18 protein-coding genes and 1 pseudogene are annotated in these 17,991 nt (G+C 52.5%); 9 read left to right on the top strand and 10 right to left on the bottom strand.

Annotation, left to right across the window (positions count from 1 at the left end; genetic code table 11):
- Positions 1 to 12: 12 nt before the first annotated feature.
- The 4 genes from fliI to fliF are packed head-to-tail and all read right to left on the bottom strand — an operon-like array spanning position 13 to position 4,739.
- Positions 13 to 1,374 (bottom strand): flagellar protein export ATPase FliI, encoded by a 1,362-nt coding sequence (gene fliI, locus SGR01S_RS03420; RefSeq protein WP_037419033.1) that lies wholly within the window; start codon positions 1,372 to 1,374, stop codon positions 13 to 15.
- Complete coding sequence (gene fliH / locus SGR01S_RS03415) at positions 1,374 to 2,072, bottom strand: flagellar assembly protein FliH (protein ID WP_037419036.1); 699 nt, start codon at positions 2,070 to 2,072, stop codon at positions 1,374 to 1,376. Before fliH ends, fliI begins: the two co-directional genes overlap by 1 nt.
- Entirely contained in the window at positions 2,065 to 3,057 is a 993-nt protein-coding gene (gene fliG / locus SGR01S_RS03410) for a flagellar motor switch protein FliG (RefSeq protein WP_037419039.1), read from the bottom strand. Before fliG ends, fliH begins: the two co-directional genes overlap by 8 nt.
- On the bottom strand, positions 3,054 to 4,739 hold the full coding sequence (gene fliF, locus SGR01S_RS03405; RefSeq protein ID WP_037419040.1) for a flagellar basal-body MS-ring/collar protein FliF: 1,686 nt from the start codon (positions 4,737 to 4,739) through the stop codon (positions 3,054 to 3,056). Before fliF ends, fliG begins: the two co-directional genes overlap by 4 nt.
- Before the next feature lie 365 nt (positions 4,740 to 5,104).
- Here fliF and fliE point away from each other — a divergent pair, with 365 nt between their 5' ends.
- Complete coding sequence (fliE, locus tag SGR01S_RS03400) at positions 5,105 to 5,419, top strand: flagellar hook-basal body complex protein FliE (protein ID WP_061806533.1); 315 nt, start codon at positions 5,105 to 5,107, stop codon at positions 5,417 to 5,419.
- Between the two features lie 46 nt (positions 5,420 to 5,465).
- On the opposite strand, the pseudogene SGR01S_RS03395 reads toward fliE, so the two are convergent.
- Positions 5,466 to 6,066, bottom strand: a pseudogene (locus SGR01S_RS03395) (NAD(P)H-dependent oxidoreductase).
- A gap of 145 nt (positions 6,067 to 6,211) precedes the next feature.
- Here SGR01S_RS03395 and SGR01S_RS03390 point away from each other — a divergent pair.
- Positions 6,212 to 7,126, top strand: coding sequence for a LysR family transcriptional regulator (locus SGR01S_RS03390; protein ID WP_061806532.1), 915 nt, complete (start codon positions 6,212 to 6,214; stop codon positions 7,124 to 7,126).
- A 553-nt stretch (positions 7,127 to 7,679) separates the two neighbouring features.
- On the opposite strand, the gene SGR01S_RS03385 is transcribed toward SGR01S_RS03390, so the two are convergent.
- From SGR01S_RS03385 to fliD, 4 genes are all read right to left on the bottom strand, one after another.
- Positions 7,680 to 8,546, bottom strand: coding sequence for a helix-turn-helix transcriptional regulator (locus tag SGR01S_RS03385; RefSeq protein WP_037419051.1), 867 nt, complete (start codon positions 8,544 to 8,546; stop codon positions 7,680 to 7,682).
- Positions 8,547 to 8,857: 311 nt separating this feature from the next.
- Positions 8,858 to 9,226 carry a flagella biosynthesis regulatory protein FliT gene (fliT, locus tag SGR01S_RS03380; RefSeq protein ID WP_037419054.1) on the bottom strand — a complete coding sequence of 123 codons (369 nt, stop codon included), beginning with the start codon at positions 9,224 to 9,226 and terminating at the stop codon, positions 8,858 to 8,860.
- Positions 9,226 to 9,636, bottom strand: a complete 411-nt coding sequence (gene fliS, locus SGR01S_RS03375; protein ID WP_037419056.1) for a flagellar export chaperone FliS — start codon at positions 9,634 to 9,636, stop codon at positions 9,226 to 9,228. The genes fliT and fliS overlap by 1 nt, the downstream gene beginning before the upstream one ends.
- A gap of 27 nt (positions 9,637 to 9,663) precedes the next feature.
- Complete coding sequence (fliD, locus tag SGR01S_RS03370) at positions 9,664 to 11,061, bottom strand: flagellar filament capping protein FliD (protein ID WP_061806531.1); 1,398 nt, start codon at positions 11,059 to 11,061, stop codon at positions 9,664 to 9,666.
- Between the two features lie 280 nt (positions 11,062 to 11,341).
- Between fliD and SGR01S_RS03360 the strand changes: the two genes are divergently transcribed.
- The 7 genes from SGR01S_RS03360 (at position 11,342) to tcyN (ending at position 17,324) form a co-directional block, all read left to right on the top strand.
- Positions 11,342 to 12,397 (top strand): flagellin FliC, encoded by a 1,056-nt coding sequence (locus tag SGR01S_RS03360; protein ID WP_061806530.1) that lies wholly within the window; start codon positions 11,342 to 11,344, stop codon positions 12,395 to 12,397.
- 183 nt (positions 12,398 to 12,580) lie between these two features.
- The gene (locus tag SGR01S_RS03355; protein ID WP_037419063.1) at positions 12,581 to 13,303 is read left to right on the top strand and encodes an RNA polymerase sigma factor FliA; all 723 of its coding nucleotides are present in this window, start codon (positions 12,581 to 12,583) and stop codon (positions 13,301 to 13,303) included.
- A gap of 58 nt (positions 13,304 to 13,361) precedes the next feature.
- Positions 13,362 to 13,871: a flagella biosynthesis regulatory protein FliZ gene (gene fliZ / locus SGR01S_RS03350; protein WP_037419066.1), complete on the top strand. Its 510-nt coding sequence runs from the start codon at positions 13,362 to 13,364 to the stop codon at positions 13,869 to 13,871.
- A gap of 127 nt (positions 13,872 to 13,998) precedes the next feature.
- On the top strand, positions 13,999 to 14,991 hold the full coding sequence (locus SGR01S_RS03345; protein WP_061806529.1) for a D-cysteine desulfhydrase: 993 nt from the start codon (positions 13,999 to 14,001) through the stop codon (positions 14,989 to 14,991).
- A gap of 114 nt (positions 14,992 to 15,105) precedes the next feature.
- The gene (gene tcyJ, locus SGR01S_RS03340; RefSeq protein WP_037419071.1) at positions 15,106 to 15,906 is read left to right on the top strand and encodes a cystine ABC transporter substrate-binding protein; all 801 of its coding nucleotides are present in this window, start codon (positions 15,106 to 15,108) and stop codon (positions 15,904 to 15,906) included.
- On the top strand, positions 15,906 to 16,568 hold the full coding sequence (tcyL, locus tag SGR01S_RS03335) for a cystine ABC transporter permease (protein WP_037419074.1): 663 nt from the start codon (positions 15,906 to 15,908) through the stop codon (positions 16,566 to 16,568). The genes tcyJ and tcyL overlap by 1 nt, the downstream gene beginning before the upstream one ends.
- A gap of 3 nt (positions 16,569 to 16,571) precedes the next feature.
- Positions 16,572 to 17,324, top strand: coding sequence for an L-cystine ABC transporter ATP-binding protein TcyN (gene tcyN, locus SGR01S_RS03330; protein ID WP_061806528.1), 753 nt, complete (start codon positions 16,572 to 16,574; stop codon positions 17,322 to 17,324).
- Between the two features lie 32 nt (positions 17,325 to 17,356).
- On the opposite strand, the gene SGR01S_RS03325 is transcribed toward tcyN, so the two are convergent.
- A complete protein-coding gene (locus SGR01S_RS03325; RefSeq protein WP_061806527.1) occupies positions 17,357 to 17,809 on the bottom strand; it encodes a transposase in 453 nt (150 codons plus the stop codon).
- Positions 17,810 to 17,991: the final 182 nt, after the last annotated feature.

Here is a 17,991-nt window from a genome sequence, read left to right as displayed (position 1 = left end):
CCTTTAGTGACGTTAAACGATCAACTGTTGTAGCTGTTGGCAGGCGTCGTCGTAACCGCTGCGTTCGAAAATACCCTGCTGCAGATAGGCCTCCATCTGCGGATACAGCGTCATGGCTTTATCCAGCAGTGGATCGCTGCCTGCGACGTAGGCACCGACGCTGATCAAGTCACGGTTACGCTGATAGCTGGCCAGCATCTGTTTGAAGTTGCGTACCCGGCGGTAGTGCTCGTCGTCAATCAGTGACGTCATGGCACGGCTGATCGAGGCTTCAATGTCGATCGCCGGGTAGTGACCGGCTTCGGCAAGCCGTCGCGATAGCACGACGTGCCCGTCAAGAATGGCACGCGCCGAATCGGCAATCGGATCCTGCTGGTCATCGCCCTCGGTCAGCACGGTATAAAAGGCGGTAATTGATCCCCCGCCGCTAATGCCGTTACCGGCACGTTCGACCAGTGCCGGCAATTTGGCAAAGACGGACGGTGGATAGCCTTTGGTTGCCGGAGGTTCGCCGATAGCCAGGGCGATCTCACGCTGCGCCATGGCATAACGGGTTAGCGAATCCATAATCAGCAGTACGTGTTGGCCACGATCGCGGAAGTCTTCGGCGATACGGGTGGCGTAGGCGGCCCCTTGCATACGCAGTAAAGGGGAAACATCCGCCGGTGCGGCAATGACTACCGAACGTGCTCGACCTTCAGGGCCAAGAATGTTTTCGATAAAGTCTTTGACCTCGCGGCCGCGTTCACCGATGAGGCCGACGACGATCACATCGGCCTGGGTGTAACGCGCCATCATGCCCAGCAGTACGCTTTTCCCCACGCCGGAACCGGCAAACAGACCCATACGTTGGCCGCGACCGACGGTCAACAGGCCATTGATGGTGCGTACGCCGACGTCCAGCACCTGTTCGATCGGCGTACGTTGCAGTGGGTTGAACGGGGCAGTGATCAAGGGCGCGCGATAGCCGGTTTCCGGGGCCGGTAGGCCGTCGAGCGGTTTGGCGCTACCGTCGAGCACGCGTCCCAGTAATGCCGGCCCAAGTGGCAATTGTTTGCTGGCACTTTGCCCTTCCGACGAGACCCGGGCATAAACCCGGGCGCCAGGGACAATGCCTTCCACTTCTTCCAAAGGCATCAGGAACAGCCGCTGACCGTTAAAACCGACCACTTCGCTTTCCACTTCCTGAACTTCACCGGCGTCGTGACGTTCGATCAGGCAGGTAGCGCCTATCGGCAATTGCAGCCCGGTGGCTTCGAGTACCAACCCGGTAGCGCGTGTCAGACGGCCATAGCGACGTACCGTCGGGGTGTGCGCGATGCGTTTTTCCAGCGTGTCCAGTGACGTCAGCCAGCGGCCGAGGCGCAGGGTCATTACACGTCTCCCGGTGCGGCAAGGCGGCAGAGTTCATGCCAGCGTGTTGCCAGGCTGGCGTCGAGGTCGCCTTCATCGGCACTGACCTTGCAACCACCTGGGTGTAATTGGCCATCAGCCAGCAGTCGCCAGCCGTGCAGGCTGAGCGTCGCGCCTAATTGTTGCTCTATCCGCTGATAATCATCTGGATGAACACGTAACTGCGGTTTGCCACTGAACATCGGTTCTTGTTGGATCAACTGCTGGATTTGCGCCAGCAGGGCGGTCCCGTCACACACGGGCGGCTGACCGAGCACCTGCTTGGCGGCGGTCAACGCCAATTGCATAAGACGCGAGGCGATAACGCTATCGAGCGCGTCCAGCGTGTGCTGAAATTCGGTCACCAGTTGTTGCCAGTGGGCGGTCAGAGGCTGTTGCTGCTGTTGTGCCTCCAGCAAACCCTGCTGACGACCTTCTTCCATTCCGGCCTGAAATCCTGCGTCGTAACCCTTTTGGTGGCCGTCAGCATAGCCAAGCTGCTGGCCCTGCTGCTCTGCCTGCAAGCGCAACTGGGCCAATTGCTGTTCCTGGACGACAGTGTCGTCCATTGGAATACTGTAAGTTTCCGCCACCGGCAACGGGGCGATCTCTGGCTTGGGTTCATTCAGATCATTAAGCGACCATGGCTGCCAGGGCAGGGTGTTAATGCGATCAGACATAGGTGTCCTCGCCACCGCCGATAATCATTTCGCCGGTTTCTGCCAAACGGCGAACCACCAACAGGATGGCTTTCTGTTCGTTCTCTACCTGCGACATGCGTACCGGGCCACGGTTGGCCAGATCGTCGCGCAGAATGTCGGCGGCGCGTTGCGACATGTTTTTGAGGAACTTCTCGCGCAGCGGCTGTTCCGCGCCTTTGAGCGCAACCAGCAAGGATTCGCCTTCCACTTCCTGCAACAGGCGCTGGATACTGCGATCGTCGACTTCCACCAGGTTTTCGAACAGGAACATCTCGTCGATAATTTTCTGCGCCAGCTCACCGTCGTACTCGCGCATAGCGTCGATAACGGCTTCTTCCTGCTGCGTTTTCATCAGGTTGATGATCTCGGCTGCGGTACGTACCCCGCCCATTTTGCTGCGCTTGAGGTTTTGACCATCGAGCAAGTTGTTCAGAACTTCGGTCAGTTCCGCCAGCGCTGCCGGCTGTACACCACCGAAAGTGGCGATACGCAACATCACGTCGTTGCGCAGTCGCTCGTCGAACAGCGCCAAAATGTCTGCCGCCTGACCCCGTTTCAGGTGAACCAAAATGGTCGCGATGATTTGTGGGTGTTCGTCGCGGATCAGATCGGCGGCGCTCATCGGCTCCATAAAGTTCAGTGTTTCCATGCCGGTGGTGGTCTCGCGAGATTCGAGAATATCCTCCAACAGGCTTGAAGCACGCTCTTCACCCAACGCTTTGACCAGCACAGAACGTAGGTAGTCGCTCGCGTTAACGCTCAGCGCTGCATATTGTTCGGCGTCATCTTCAAACTCGCGCAGTATTTCGTGCAACTGCTTGTGCGATACCTGACTCATGCTGGCCATGGTGCCACTCAACTGCTGGACTTCACGCGAGGAGAGGTGTTTAAACACCTCGGCGGCGCGATCTTCACCCAGCGTCATCAACAGGATGGCGCTTTTTTCGGTTCCGGTCAGACTCATAGTTCGTTACTCATCCATTGGCGGATTACCAGAGCGACCACACGCGGGTCTTTATCAGCCAGATCGCGGATCCGCTGGCTCTGGACTTCTGCACTGACGCGCTGCTGCGATTTACGGTGCTGCGCCAGCTCCTCATTACTCTGTTTCGTGCTGTCGGCTGGTTTAACCATTGGCGCATTGGCGGCGGCAAGCGCGGCCTTTTGCACAGCCTGACGATTTTGCAGTTGCGGCCGTACCAGCTTGCGCCAAAGCAGCCAAGCGACCAGCAGTACCAGCAGATAGCGGCCCGCGTCGAACAGACGATCGATAAATGACTGGCTTTGCCAGAATGGCAGCTCACCACCAGTGACTTCGTTATCAGTGAACGGTGCGTTGACCACATTAAGGGTATCGCCACGGGCACTGGAGAAGCCCATGGATTCACGCACCAGGGATTCGATCTGCGCCAACTGATCTTTGCTCATCGGTAATGGCTTGCCATTTTTATCCGTGCCGCTGTAGTTGACCACCACCGCAACCGACAGCCGCTGCACCGTCCCGGCTTTTTGCTGGGTATGGCGAATGGTGCGATCGACCTCGTAGTTGGTGGTTTCATCGTGACGGCTATTCTGCGGCCCAGTAGCAGCACTGCGTGGCGCGGCAGTATTGGCAGTGTTGGCGTTATTGCCAGCGGCAGCCGGTTTAGCGGTTTCAATCGGGGCAACAGCGGGGGCACTAGGTTGATTCGACAGAGCACCCGGTACGCCGCCGACTTGTGGCCCACCAATTTGATCGCTTTGGCTCATTTGCTTCGAGCGTACAGCGGCTTTATTCGGTAGCTGATTCGGTTGGTATTCTTCGTCAGTTTGCTCGCGGGTCGCAAAATCGATCTGCGCGGTGACCTGGGCACGCACGTTGGCGCTGCCGACCATCGGTGCCAGAATGGCTTCGATCCGTCGTTGGTAGCGGTTTTCTACTTCGTTGGCATATTTCAGCTGTGCCGCGTTCAGATCGCGACCGGCGCCGTCAGACTGGGTCAGCAGGCGACCTGATTGATCGACCACCGTAACGTTGCCCGGCGGCAAACCAGCAACGCTGCTTGAAATCATATAAACGATAGCGTTGATCTGGCCGTCATCTAATGCGCGGCCGGGTTGTAGCGTCAGTGTCACCGACGCGGAAGGCGATTTTTGCTCACGAACAAACAACGAAGGTTTTGGCAAAGCCAAATGCACTCGGGCGTTTTGTACCGGTCCCAGTGATTCGATGGTGCGTGACAGTTCACCTTCCAGCGCACGCTGGTAGTTGATTTGCTCGCTGAACTGGCTGATGCCGAATTTTTCCTGATCCAGCAGTTCGAAGCCTACGGCTCCCCCTTTAGGCAGGCCCAATTGTGCCAAGCGTAAACGGGTTTCATGCACTTTATCGGCGGGGATCAGCAGCGCTGCGCCGTTTTCGGCGAAGCGGTAAGGGATATTCATTTGCGTCAGTTGAGTGACGATGGCTCCGCCGTCGCGATCGTTAATGTTGCTGTACAGAACGCGGTAGTCTGGACTTTTTACCCATAACAGCAGCGCGACCACAATGGCGATGGCAGCGGAAGCGGCAATCAGCAGTGGGATTTTGGGGTTGGCGCGCAGACGATTCCACATGGCTTGCAGGCCATTATCGCGGCTTTCGGTGGCGGTAATTGAAGCACTCATTTTAGCCAGTGTCCTTCAATGACGCTCAGGATCCGGTGCGGGCCACGGCGTAGCTCCCTGCCAGGCTGATGAACGATGTGGTTAGCGTTGTGTGACAAAACAGACTCCCTGATACACATTTCTTCTGAATAGCGGCGCTCCCATTTCTGGGCATGCCATTATTTGCCCTTGAGGGGAATTTTGATGGCCCGATAAGCCGGGTTTTTTGCAGTTAATTAGCGGCTTTAGGATAAAAACGCTGTGATAGGGTGTGGATCATCAAAGTAGTGCCTGTCGTCATAAGGGCCGGCAGCATTATGTTTATATCTAAAATAGTTCGAGTTGCATCGAGGCGGCTCGAAGTATGACGCGTATATGAGGTCAGAATGGCAATTCAGGGCATTGAAGGGGTATTGCAGCAATTGCAGGCCACAGCGATTCAGGCTGGGTCAATGGGGCAAGGTGCGTCGGCACAAGGCGTTAATTTTGCCAGTGAACTGAAAGCCGCGATCGGCAAGATCAGCGATACCCAGCAGGCCGCGCGCAAACAGGCGCAAGATTTCGAAGTGGGCGTCCCGGGCATTAGCCTAAATGACGTCATGGTTGATTTGCAAAAATCATCCGTCTCACTACAGATGGGTGTGCAAGTGCGTAATAAGTTGGTTTCCGCCTACCAGGAAATAATGAATATGGCGGTGTGATGGGCATGGCCTCGTGTTTGAGGCCATGATTTATCGGAGAGGACGATTAAGAAAGTAGCGCGGCAAGTTGATGACGAGCACTTTCCATACCCTGGCCTCGCCCATGTGGTTTCATATCCAGGCCTTCCGCATAAACGAATTGCACTTCACTGATCCCCATCAAGCCTAAAACGGAACGCAGGTAGGGTGTAACCGCATCGGTTTCTCTACCCACATGTATACCGCCACGGGAACTGATCACCAAGGCACGCACGCCTTCGACCAAACCGACCGGATAAGTCGCCGTATAGTTGAATGTCACACGGGCTCGCGCCACCAAATCAAACCAATTTTTTAAATGTGTTGGTACGTTGTGGTTGTACATCGGCGCACCAATCACCACCAAATCACTGGCCTTAAGCTCGGCAATTAATTGGTCCGAGAGCGCCACGACATCTTTGGCCCGTGCGCTTAGGGTTTCACTGCCACGTAATGCACCGAACAATTCGGCGTCCAGCACGGGTAAGTCGAGCGAAACCAAATCGCGTATTACGACGTTATCCTGAAACACCCTTGGTGTTGCGTTCGTTCAAGAAGGTATCGATCAGTCTATTTGTGTGGGATTGTTCGCCCATGATGCTGGATTTGAGTACCAATATATTATTCATGATCTTTTCCTGATGATGGTCTGAATAAGCCCCAATGTGTCAGTTGGGCCGTTGGGGTGTTCGAGATAATGCATGTTAGCATTGCTGAATATTCACCAGTGGTGATAGTGTTTCACATCATTGATTCCAAAAAGGAAGCAATAAGGTGAGAACTGAACTGAGTGGGATCCCGGTATTTGTCGCCGTAGCGGAAGCAGGCAGCTTCGCTAATGCCGCTGAAAAACTGCATCTGACACGCTCTGCCATCAGTAAAATTATCTCTCGGTTGGAGGAACGGCTGGGGGTCATGCTTTTCCTGCGCACAACACGTAGCCAAAGTCTGACGGATGAGGGGGTGCTGTTTTATGAGCATTGCCGACAGGCACTGGCGACGCTTAACAATGCTGAAGCCTTGCTCGATAGCGGTAAAGTGCAAGCCAGCGGCAGGTTGCGTGTGTCAATGCCCGTGTTGTTCGGCCATTTGTGCATAGCGCCGTTGCTGACGGAACTGGCGCTACAGCATCCGCAATTGACGCTGGAACTGTCCTTTAGCGATCGAACTGTGGATTTGATCGACGAAGGGTTTGATCTGGCTATTCGTATTGGTGCGTTGCCTGACAGCAGTAGTCTGGTAGGCCGGCAGTTAGGCCACCACGGCATGACATTTTGTGCGTCATCGGCCTATTTACAGCGCTGTGGCGAACCGCGGTCGTTACACGATCTCAGTCAACATCAGACAGTAGGGTATTTACGTGCGGGTATTGTCCAGAAATGGCAACTTAGGGACGACGACAACCGTCTGCAAGAAATAAGGCCGCAGGCAAGAATCCTGATGGACGACATGCAAGCTGTTACCAATGCTGCTGTAAGTGGGGCTGGCGTGGCTTGGCTGCCGTATTGGCTGGCCCGTGAGCACGTTGTTGAAGGTCGCTTGGTGGCGATAATGCGCAGCTATGACAGTGTCGATTTCCCCGTCAATGCCGTCTGGCCTCATGCCGCTTACCAACCGTTAAAAGTCAGACTGGCGATAGACCAATTAGTGGCGCAACTTCCCGCCAGATTGGCCCTTATAGCGCCTTGATTGCCGGAAGATGCCCGTGTTTTAGTAATGTCATTTTGAAGAATCACTTGCATGCTAATGGCGTTATTGCAACGTAATGTGCATCAATCGACGGAGTAGAAGGGCATAAACCACGATGTAGCGCAAATTGTCACGTTGATCGCTGGATTATAATTTTAGGGTGTAAAGACCTTTCAATTACCAGGTAAGATAATGAGCGGTAAAAGTGAACGTAGATGGCGGTTGTTAAGTATTTTAATACTTATCGTTTTAACTGTATTAATAAGCATTTTAATTAAACAAAGTTAAAACAATTGGGGCCACGTTCGTGGCCTTGCTGTTTTATTTCCCCGCCAGCATTCGCATGGCTTCTTCTTCATACAGTAAGCCAAGAATCCACATGCCGAGCAGTAACACAACCAGGGAAAACAGCAGTTTTTCGTTGAGCATGGCCTATTCACTTCTGACAGTTTTAATGCTTTGCTGATGCTATCCCACCTGGTCGTTTTGCGCTAATCCTGTTTACGTAAACGACGATCTCATTGTTCAATGATTTAATTTACGCCTGCGGCTATCACTCCTGTTCTTGCATCATGCTGAAGTGATCGGGGCGAATCGCACTGGGTTCCATTGCGCGTTGATGTCCACGAACTGCCGTGGGAGCAAAACCGAAACGCTTACGGAAACGTTCGGCGAACCGCGAAGAGCTTTCATAACCTACGTGCTGGGCGATGACGGATATCGGCCAATCGGTAGATTGCAGGAGCGCCAATGCGCTGCTCATACGCACGTCGATCATCAGATTACGCAGTGATGTGTTCTCTGCCGACAGCTTGCGTCGTAGCATTACTTCACTCATCGACAATGTTTCCGCTACCTCAGCCGCCGTCCAGATATTATGGGGATCGGTCGCCAGACAGCGGCGCACCCGTTGGGTTAAATTCCTGGCTTCATTGTGTATAAAGTTGATATTGAATTGTTTTAACCAGAGTAGAATTTCTAGCATTTTGTGGCGAATGATCGCCGTTGGGAAACGGTGTTTTAGTGCCAGCGCCAGGCTGGTGGTCTCAAAACTGTGCATCAAGGCACAAGGTAGGTTGCGTAACGCCAGCACCGCATCGAAGGGTGTCGAGGATGTTGTTTCAACGGCGCCCGGCTGTGCCGTGAACAGCTGTGGGTCACAGGTTAGCAACTGGCAACTAAAAACCCCATCATTTGAAGGGCCGTTAATTATATCTACGGTTTGGCCTCCGTCGATAATCAACAATTCGCCCGCATGAGCTACGATTTCTCGCTGTTGCCAACGTATGCGCTTGTGGCCTTGTTGTACCAGGTACAGATGTGGTTGCTCAAAATAAACTGAAGGGAATAATAATTCAGTATGCTGAATGATGTGTGCCGATGCACCAATTCCAGGACAAATATTAATTGTACGTTCCATCGATATTCATTTCGCAGCCATTATCTGTGAATATCTTTACGCTTTGATGGGCGTTGGAGCAACATTTTTCCATATGCTGTGAAGCACAGCGGCGTGTTTTATCTATCAAAAATAAATTTCCTGCTGAACAGAAAACGTCCGTGTTGGAGTGATGCTTATCCGTGAAAGTGAGAGCATGGCTCAAATTGTGCATTTTTACTAATTACCCATTATCTGAATAATTCAAATGCCATGGATTAATATCCTGACTTAACCGGGGAATAATAGTACATGCTGCTATTTATTCCAACGTCGCCGTTATTGTCACGGTTTCACCTGATTTGTGGCTCTCCTAACAGCAGAGCGCGATCGTGAAACTGACCGTAAGTGCTGTTGACCACGTTTTGGCGCGTTGATTGGCCAATCAATTCTTTCAATTGGTCCATGCGTTGTTGCAGCAAACGTTTCAATTCGGTTTCGTTGTCCAGAATTTGCTGCAACTTATGATGCAGCAATTCCTGTAGCGCCATTGACGGGCCAGCCTGCCCGGTAAAGGCGGCGGTTTTTTCTACCGCCGTCACATAGGCCAGTTCCTGTTCGACCAGTTCTTCCCACCGGCCGGTCTGCGCCAATACAATCATATGGCTACTCAGGGTGAAAATTTGTTGATAGGCGGCTAACAACTGCTGTTGACGTTCCATTACACGGCGTCCTGAGAAGGGTGATAATTAGGGCCAATTTGGCGCCAGGCGTCAGCAATATTTTCCAGCAGTTTGACGACTTCGGTGATCGCTGCTTCATCATTGTGCAGATTGGCTTGCATCAAGCGCCGCTTCATATAGTCATACAGCGCTGCCAGATTATCGGCCATTTCACCACCTTGCTGGTGGTCGAGACCGCCCTTCAGGCCGTTATCAATAATATTGATGGCCTTTGACAGTGCCTGACCCTTGCCGGCGATATCACCCTGGTTCATCAGTATCCGTGCGCGTAACAGGGCGCTAAGCGCCCCGTCGAAAAGCATCACGATTAACTGATGCGGGCTGGCGCTCATCACGCCGCTTTCCAAACTGACCTGTGCATAGGCCTGAGTGCCGCTACGGTTATACATGCTTTTTTTTACCTGGTTAAAAAGTGATTATTTAAACTGTTGACTCAAATAGTTACTGGTGCCATTCATTTTGGACATCATGGTATCCAGCTGTACAAATTGTTGTTTATAACGATCTATGGTGTTTTGAATGCTGGCGGTGACCGTAGTTATCTGGCTATTGAGACGGTCGAGGTTGGTATTGATGCTTTTGGTCGAGTTCTCGATGATGCCACCGGACTTGATGTAATTCTGGATCTCGTTATGGATCTCGGTGGCCATGCCGGTATCTTTGCCGTTGCCGGCGAAGAAGTTGGTGACCTGGTCTGGTTTATCATCCAGCGCTTTTTTCAGCTTGGTGCTGTCGATTTCCAACTTACCGGTTTTGGTGTTGGTGGAGATCCCCAGATTGCCCAGGCCTTTCAGTTCGGGGTTGTCTTGGGCTGCGCTGAGCGCGCTTTTAATCGATGACTGAATACCGCGCAGGGTGTTATCACCCAGCAGGGGGCCGTTGCTGGCATTCTGCGCCTCGCCAGTTTTGACCGGAGTAAATTTGGTCAGTGAGTTGAAGGTATCCAGCAGCGAGTTATAGCCGTCGACCCACTCTTTGATCTTGTCGGTGGTACCTGCGGTATTGGTGCTGATTACCAGGTTTTGTTTTTCGTCTGGCTTGGTTTTGGTTTTCAGATCGATGGTCACGCCCTGCAAGGCGTCGCTGATCGAGTTGGTGCTGCGTTTGATCGCCGTGCCGTTTACCTCCAATTTGGCATCTTGCGCAGGCACCGTCTCTTTCATCGAAGTGAGGCCGCGGGTGTAATCGTAGTTCAGGATGTCGCCCAACTTGTCGTCATTATCGACCTTAATGGAGACCTTGTTGTTTTCACCGGTGGTGGAGGAGCTGATCGCCAACTGATAGTCGTTGTCGCCTACGCGCATGATGCTGGCGGTTACACCGGCCTTGGCGCTGTTGATGGCGTCGCGCATTTCCACCAGTGAGGTTTGATCGTCGCTGAGCGGGATCTTGGTCTCTTTCGGTGGGTTACCTGCGGTAATCGTCAGAGAACGATCGGTAGCGCCCTCGGTGCCTAATTTAGCGCCTTGATCGTTGATTGGCGCCTGCGTGGTCAGGGTTTGCGCCTGAGCCAGTTGGCTCACTTCCACCACATAGTTGCCCGGCACGGCCTTGGCGTTGGTGGTGATTTTGAAGGCGTCGTGTTCGGTGGCGGTGGTGGCTTTGAAGAAGTCCTCTTTCGCCATCTCTTTGCTCAAGTTGTCGAACTTTTCCAGCGAGCTTTTCAGCGTACCGTAGGCGGTGATTTGAGAGTTGTAGCTTGACTGTTTGGTAGTGTAAGGGGTCAGACGCTGCTGTTCAGCTTTGGTCAGCTTATCCAGTAAGCCGTTGAGGTCGAGTCCTGAGCCGAGACCTAATGAACTGATCGATGCCATTGGTAATTCTCCTTGATAATGACTTTATTCGCTTTACGCGTTATCGGCCCAGTGGAGAAAAAGTTTACCGAAAAAATAAAAAACCGATGGCGCAATAGAAGAGGGAAAAACCGCGTTATTTACTCTATTGCCGAATATGCAAAAAAAAATAAAAAATTTCTAAAGGTTGCAAGGGGAGAGCCGATACCTGATGGGACGGTGGTTGACGCCGTGGGCAAAGCAGCCCGAACCTTTTAACAATGTTGCGAAGATCGCAACTGACTCGTAAGGAAAGCATATAATGGCACAAGTAATTAACACCAACAGCCTGTCTCTGATGGCGCAGAACAACCTGAACAAATCTCAGTCTTCTTTGGGTACTGCGATTGAGCGTCTGTCTTCTGGCCTGCGTATCAACAGCGCTAAAGACGATGCTGCGGGTCAGGCAATCTCTAACCGCTTCACTGCTAACATCAAAGGTCTGACTCAGGCTTCTCGTAACGCGAACGACGGTATCTCTCTGGCGCAAACCACTGAAGGCGCACTGAACGAAGTTAACGACAACCTGCAGAACATCCGTCGTCTGACCGCACAGGCTCAGAATGGTTCCAACTCATCCAGCGACCTGAAATCCATCCAGGACGAAGTCACTCAGCGTCTGGCTGAAATCAACCGTATTTCCGAGCAGACTGACTTCAACGGCGTGAAAGTGCTGAGCAGCGATCAGAAACTGACCATCCAGGTTGGCGCGAACGACGGTGAAACCATCGATATCGACCTGAAGAAAATCGACGCTAAGCAACTGGGTCTGGATACTTTCGACGTTAGCACTAAATCTGCAAAAGCGGGCGCTGAAATCGCTACTGGTACCAAGATCACTGTTGATAGCGATGCAACAAAACAGGCCGATGCTGATGTGAGCGGCTTGGCTAAAGGCCAGACTCTGGTTTCAGGTACCGACGCAGACGGTAAATCAGCTTACTTCATCGCAACCAAAGATGACGCAACGGGTAATGTTGCTTACACCAAAGCTACAGTTGCTGATGATGGTAAAGTGGCTGATTCCAAAGCTGACGCTGGCGTTAAAAACCCACTGGCAACCCTGGACAAAGCGCTGGCACAGGTTGACGGTCTGCGTTCTTCTCTGGGTGCGGTACAGAACCGTTTCGATTCTGTTATCAACAACCTGAACAGCACCGTGAACAACCTGTCTGCTTCTCAGTCTCGTATTCAAGATGCTGACTACGCGACCGAAGTGTCTAACATGAGCCGTGCCAACATCCTGCAACAGGCTGGCACCTCTGTTCTGGCACAGGCTAACCAGTCTACTCAGAACGTGTTGTCCCTGCTGCGTTAATCGACTCTCCTCGATTAACCTGTCGCAAAGAACCCCGCTCCGGCGGGGTTTTTTTATGGTCGCGCGCTGCGGAGTTATTGCATGGCGCAAATAAGGCCTGTTTTGTACGACTGTTCAGCCGATTGGCATTTTGCCCCCTACGGATAATAGCGCTGACTCTCTTATCCGCAGGTTTTAGACATAGTGAGCGATCTGTATACCGCCGAAGGCGTGATGGACAAAAATTCTCTCTGGTTGCGCTACGTACCGTTAGTGCGCCACGAGGCGTTGCGCCTGCAAGTCAGGTTGCCCGCCAGCGTGGAGCTTGACGATCTGCTGCAGGCCGGAGGAATCGGGCTGTTGAACGCCGTTGAGCGTTATGACGCCCTGCAAGGAACAGCCTTTACCACCTACGCGGTGCAACGCATCCGCGGTGCCATGCTCGATGAGCTACGCAGCCGTGACTGGGTGCCGCGCAGCGTGCGTCGCCATGCGCGTGAAGTCGCGCAGGTGATGCGACAACTGGAACAACGGCTAGGCCGGCCGGCCAGTGAAGTGGAGGTCGCGCAGACGCTGAATATATCACTGGATGAGTATCGTCAAATTCTGTTGGACACCAATAACAGCCAGCTTTTTTCCTACGACGAATGGCGGGAAGAGCATGGCGAAAGCGCGGAACCGCTGCTGGAAGGGCACGAAGAGGCCAATCCGTTACATCATCTGTTGGAGGGGAACCTGCGCCAACGGGTGATCGACGCCATCGAAGCGTTGCCGGATCGCGAGAAAATGGTGCTGACGTTGTATTACCAGGAAGAGTTGAATCTGAAAGAGATCGGCGCCGTGCTGGACGTGGGGGAATCGCGTGTCAGCCAATTGCATAGTCAGGCGATTAAACGCCTGCGTGCTCGTCTGGCGAACGAAAACTGACATGTCTTCAACCGTTACCCTTCAACCTGATCACCATTGCGATTATCGGACTGTCTTTATGCCAGGAATATTATTGAAAAAACGGCCGCTGAGCCGTTATTTGAAAGATTACAAGCACAGCCAGACTCACTGCTCCCAGTGTGGCAAGTTATTAGATCGTATGGCGTTAGTATTCCGCGGCAAGATCATTAACAAAGACGCGATTGCACGCATGGATCAGCCCATTGATGATCATGTTTGGCTGAATGTGCAAAATGAACTGACTGCGCTGTGCCGTTTCTGCAGTGAGATTTCCTGTAATAGCCATCCGAGCTATTTCGATATTATGGCGTTTAAACAGTACTTGTTTGAGCAGACCGAAATGAGCCACAGCACCATCCGCGAATACGTCGTGCGCTTGCGCCGGTTGGATGAGATGTTGGTGGAACGCAACTACCCGGCAGACAAGTTTGCCAACAATGCCAGCCATCAGCGTATTATTGAAGAATTGCCCTCCGCGGCACACAACAATTACCGTATCGCACTGCGTAAATACGACCAGTATCTCGCCTGGCAGAAAAGCTATTGATCTCGTCTCCCCGGCGTACCAGCCGGGGGTTTCGTCTATCCCCCATCACGAATAAAGAGTGATTATTAAGTTCACATCTGCTAAATCTATCTTTTAGATGTTGATACTTTATTCCCTGGGGGAAGTTGTGAATCTGCAACAACAACTGGCGCAATTCCCGCGCCTCGATTTTGTCGGCTCTGCGACACCGCTCGAAAAACTGTCTCGCCTTTCAGATTACCTCGGTCGTGAAATTTACATCAAACGTGACGACGTCACGCCGATGGCGATGGGCGGTAACAAATTGAGAAAACTGGAATATCTTGCCGCTGATGCCTTGCGTCAAGGGGCAGATACGCTGGTGACAGCCGGTGCTATTCAATCTAACCACGTACGCCAAACGGCAGCGGTGGCGGCCAAGCTGGGCTTACACTGTGTGGCGTTGCTGGAAAATCCGATCGACACCAAAGAAGAAAACTACCTGACCAATGGCAATCGCCTGTTGCTTGGGTTGTTCAACGCAGAAGTGGTGATGTGCGATGCGCTGCACGATCCACAGCAACAATTAGCCGATTTGGCGATTCGTCTCGAAGTACAAGGTTTCCGACCTTACGTGGTGCCAGTGGGCGGTTCTAATGCGCTGGGCGCATTAGGTTACGTGCAGTGTGCGCTGGAAATTGCTGAGCAGAGTCGCCGTAGTAACGTCGCCTTTAGCTCCATCGTGGTGGCTTCCGGCAGCGCCGGTACACATGCCGGGCTGGCGGTTGGCCTGCAACAACTGTTGCCAGAGGCTGAACTGATTGGTGTGACCGTATCGCGTAAAGTGATTGACCAATTGCCCAAGGTTGAGCTGATCCAAAAAGCGCTGGCTTGTTCGTTGGACATCGACGAACTGACGCCAATCCAACTGTGGGACGATTACTTTGCGCCGCAGTATGGTATGCCAAATGAAGAAGGGCTGGCAGCGATACAGCTATTGGCACAGCAGGAAGGGGTATTGTTGGATCCGGTATATACCGGCAAGGCGATGGCGGGTTTGATCGACGGCATTGCTCAACAGCGTTTCCGCGATGACGGCCCGATTTTGTTTATTCATACCGGCGGTGCGCCAGCGCTGTTTGCCTACCATCCACAGGTGTGAACAAGATTTGTTATTCCATTTTGAACTATATTTATAAGGTTATATTCCTTCATGCAGGCGGTCACACTGTTAAAGTGCTGATATCAAAAAAGATAAACAACAGATGGGGTGTTTATGGTCTTTTCTAAAGTTCGTCGTCAATTGCTACTGGGCGTGATGACCGTTGCACTGACAGCCGGTTTGAGCACGCAAACCTACGCCGCAGATAACCTGCTGGAGCAGGTAAAACATCACGGGACGCTGGTGGTTGGGCTGGAAGGCACGTATCCACCGTTCAGCTTCCAGGGGGAAGATGGCAAGCTGACGGGCTTCGAAGTGGATTTTGCCAATGCACTGGCACAGCATCTTGGTGTTAAAGCCAAACTGAACCCGACCAAATGGGACGGTATGCTGGCTTCGTTGGATTCTAAACGTATCGATGTGGTGATCAATCAGGTGACCATCTCGCCAGAACGTCAGAAGAAATACGATTTCTCCACCCCTTACACCATCTCCGGTATTCAGGCGCTGGTGAAAAAGGGCAATGAGGGCACCATCACCAAGCCGGAAGATCTTAAAGGCAAGAAAGTCGGTGTTGGTCTGGGTACCAATTACGAGCAGTGGCTGCGCGATAATGTGCAGGGTGTTGATGTGCGTACTTACGATGACGACCCAACCAAGTATCAGGATCTGCGCGTAGGTCGTATTAACGCTATTTTGGTTGATCGTCTGGCCGCATTGGATCTGGTGAAGAAAACCGGTGATACGCTGGCCGTCGCTGGTCCTGCGTTCTCTCGTCAGGAATCTGGCGTTGCCGTACGCAAAAACAACCCGGAACTGCTGGCCGCGATTAATCAGGCAATCGCCGAGATGCAAAAAGATGGCACGATGGCGAAGATCTCTGACAAATGGTTTGGCGCGGACGTAACTAAATAATGCACGAAAGTATCCAACTGGCGCTGGATTCAGCGCCATTTTTATTGCGGGGCGCGATACTCACCCTCCAGCTCAGTCTGGGGGGCATGGCGCTTGGCTTACTGCTCGGTTTTCTGCTGGCGCTGATGCGCCTTTCGCCGTTATGGCCGCTGTCATGGCTGTCGCGCTTTTACGTGTCATTGTTCCGTGGCACGCCGTTGATCGCGCAGCTATTCATGATTTACTACGGTTTGCCGCAGTTTGGTATCGAGTTTGATCCCTTCCCAGCGGCGTTGATTGGCCTGTCACTCAATACGGCGGCCTATACCTCAGAAACCCTGCGAGCGGCAATTTCGTCTATCGAAAAAGGGCAGTGGGAAGCCGCAGCCAGCATCGGTATGACCCGCTGGCAAACGCTGCGTCGGGTGATCCTGCCGCAGGCGGCCCGTACCGCATTACCGCCATTGGGTAACAGCTTTATCGGCCTGGTGAAAGACACCTCGCTGGCAGCGACCATTCAGGTGCCAGAGCTGTTCCGTCAGGCGCAACTGATCACCTCGCGTACGCTGGAAGTCTTTACCATGTATCTGGCGGCGTCGTTGATTTATTGGGTGATGGCGACCTTGCTTTCAGCGTTGCAAAACCGTCTGGAAGCCCACGTAAACCGCCAGGATCAGGAGTAATGCATGAGTGCCATTGATGTGAAGCAATTGACCAAGAAATTCAAAGGTCAAACGGTGCTGCATGGGATTGATCTGGAGGTCAGTGCGGGCGAAGTGGTGGCGATTATTGGGCCTAGTGGTTCGGGCAAAACTACTTTGCTGCGTTGTATCAACCTGCTGGAAGTGCCGGATTCTGGCACTATTCAGGTTGGCGATATTATGATCGACAGTTCCAAGCCGCTGAGCAAACAGAAACAGTTGGTGCGCGCTTTACGCCAACAGGTGGGTTTTGTGTTCCAGAACTTCAATTTATTCCCGCATCGTTCGGTGCTGGAGAACATTATTGAAGGTCCGGTCATCGTTAAAGGTGAATCAAAGGCCACTGCCGAACAACGTGCGCGGGCACTGTTAGCCAAAGTGGGTTTGAACGGTAAAGAGTCGGCCTATCCACGTCGTCTTTCAGGTGGGCAGCAACAGCGGGTGGCGATAGCCCGTGCGCTGGCGATGCAACCGGAAGTGATCCTGTTTGATGAACCGACCTCCGCACTCGATCCAGAGTTGGTGGGCGAGGTGCTCAACACCATTCGTTCGCTGGCGGAAGAAAAGCGCACCATGGTGATTGTGACCCATGAGATGAGCTTTGCCCGCGATGTCGCCGACCGCGCCATCTTTATGGACCACGGTCGTATCGTTGAACAAGGCCCCGCAAAAGAACTGTTTGCTAATCCGCAGCATCAGCGTACCCAGCAATTCCTCGATAAATTCCTGAATCAATAACCTGTAGGGGCCGAACATGTTCGGCCTTTAAATTAATAATCCTCGGCTTTATCCGTCCCCCATTGTGAAGGATTATTCGCAATGTATTCCCGAGTTAACGCCAATTCCCTTTCATTTCGGATGACTCTTTCCCAGTAACTACGCTGCCATGTAGGACGTTGCAACTGGCGTGTAACAGCTGCTTTGTAACTGCGAATAATTATTGGAAGGGGCGCCCCATTTTCTTCGCGAATATGCAACAGTGCATGTATATGGTTCGGCATTAAGACAAAATGGTCTAACTGAACATGGGTAAAATGTTGAGGGGTTTCCAACCAGTATTGTTTAGCGATGATCCCATTGGCATTCAGCAGCATGATCGAATTGTCAATTTTACCGAAAAGACACTGTCGTTGCTGTGTGCAAATCGTCACAAAATAGATACCGATAGAGGCATAGTCATAATGGCGTAAACGAAGGGGCTTTCTCGAGTGAAAATGTGTCATTTATCCTCCTGAATTTCGGATACCTAACCAGAGTTTGGCTGGATAAAACATGTCCGGAGAGCGATTGTGCGGAGTGTTTAGCAAGGAATCGTTGTCATGTTCAGGGCGCAGCATGCAGCGCCCCTACAGAAGTTCGAAGAAGTTGTAGGGGCCGAACATGGTTCGGCCCGATGGATACTGAC

It is taken from the genome of Serratia grimesii NBRC 13537 (genome assembly GCF_001590905.1).
GTDB classification, from domain to species: Bacteria; Pseudomonadota; Gammaproteobacteria; order Enterobacterales; family Enterobacteriaceae; genus Serratia; species Serratia grimesii.
This window is presented reverse-complemented; position numbering and strand designations above follow the sequence as displayed.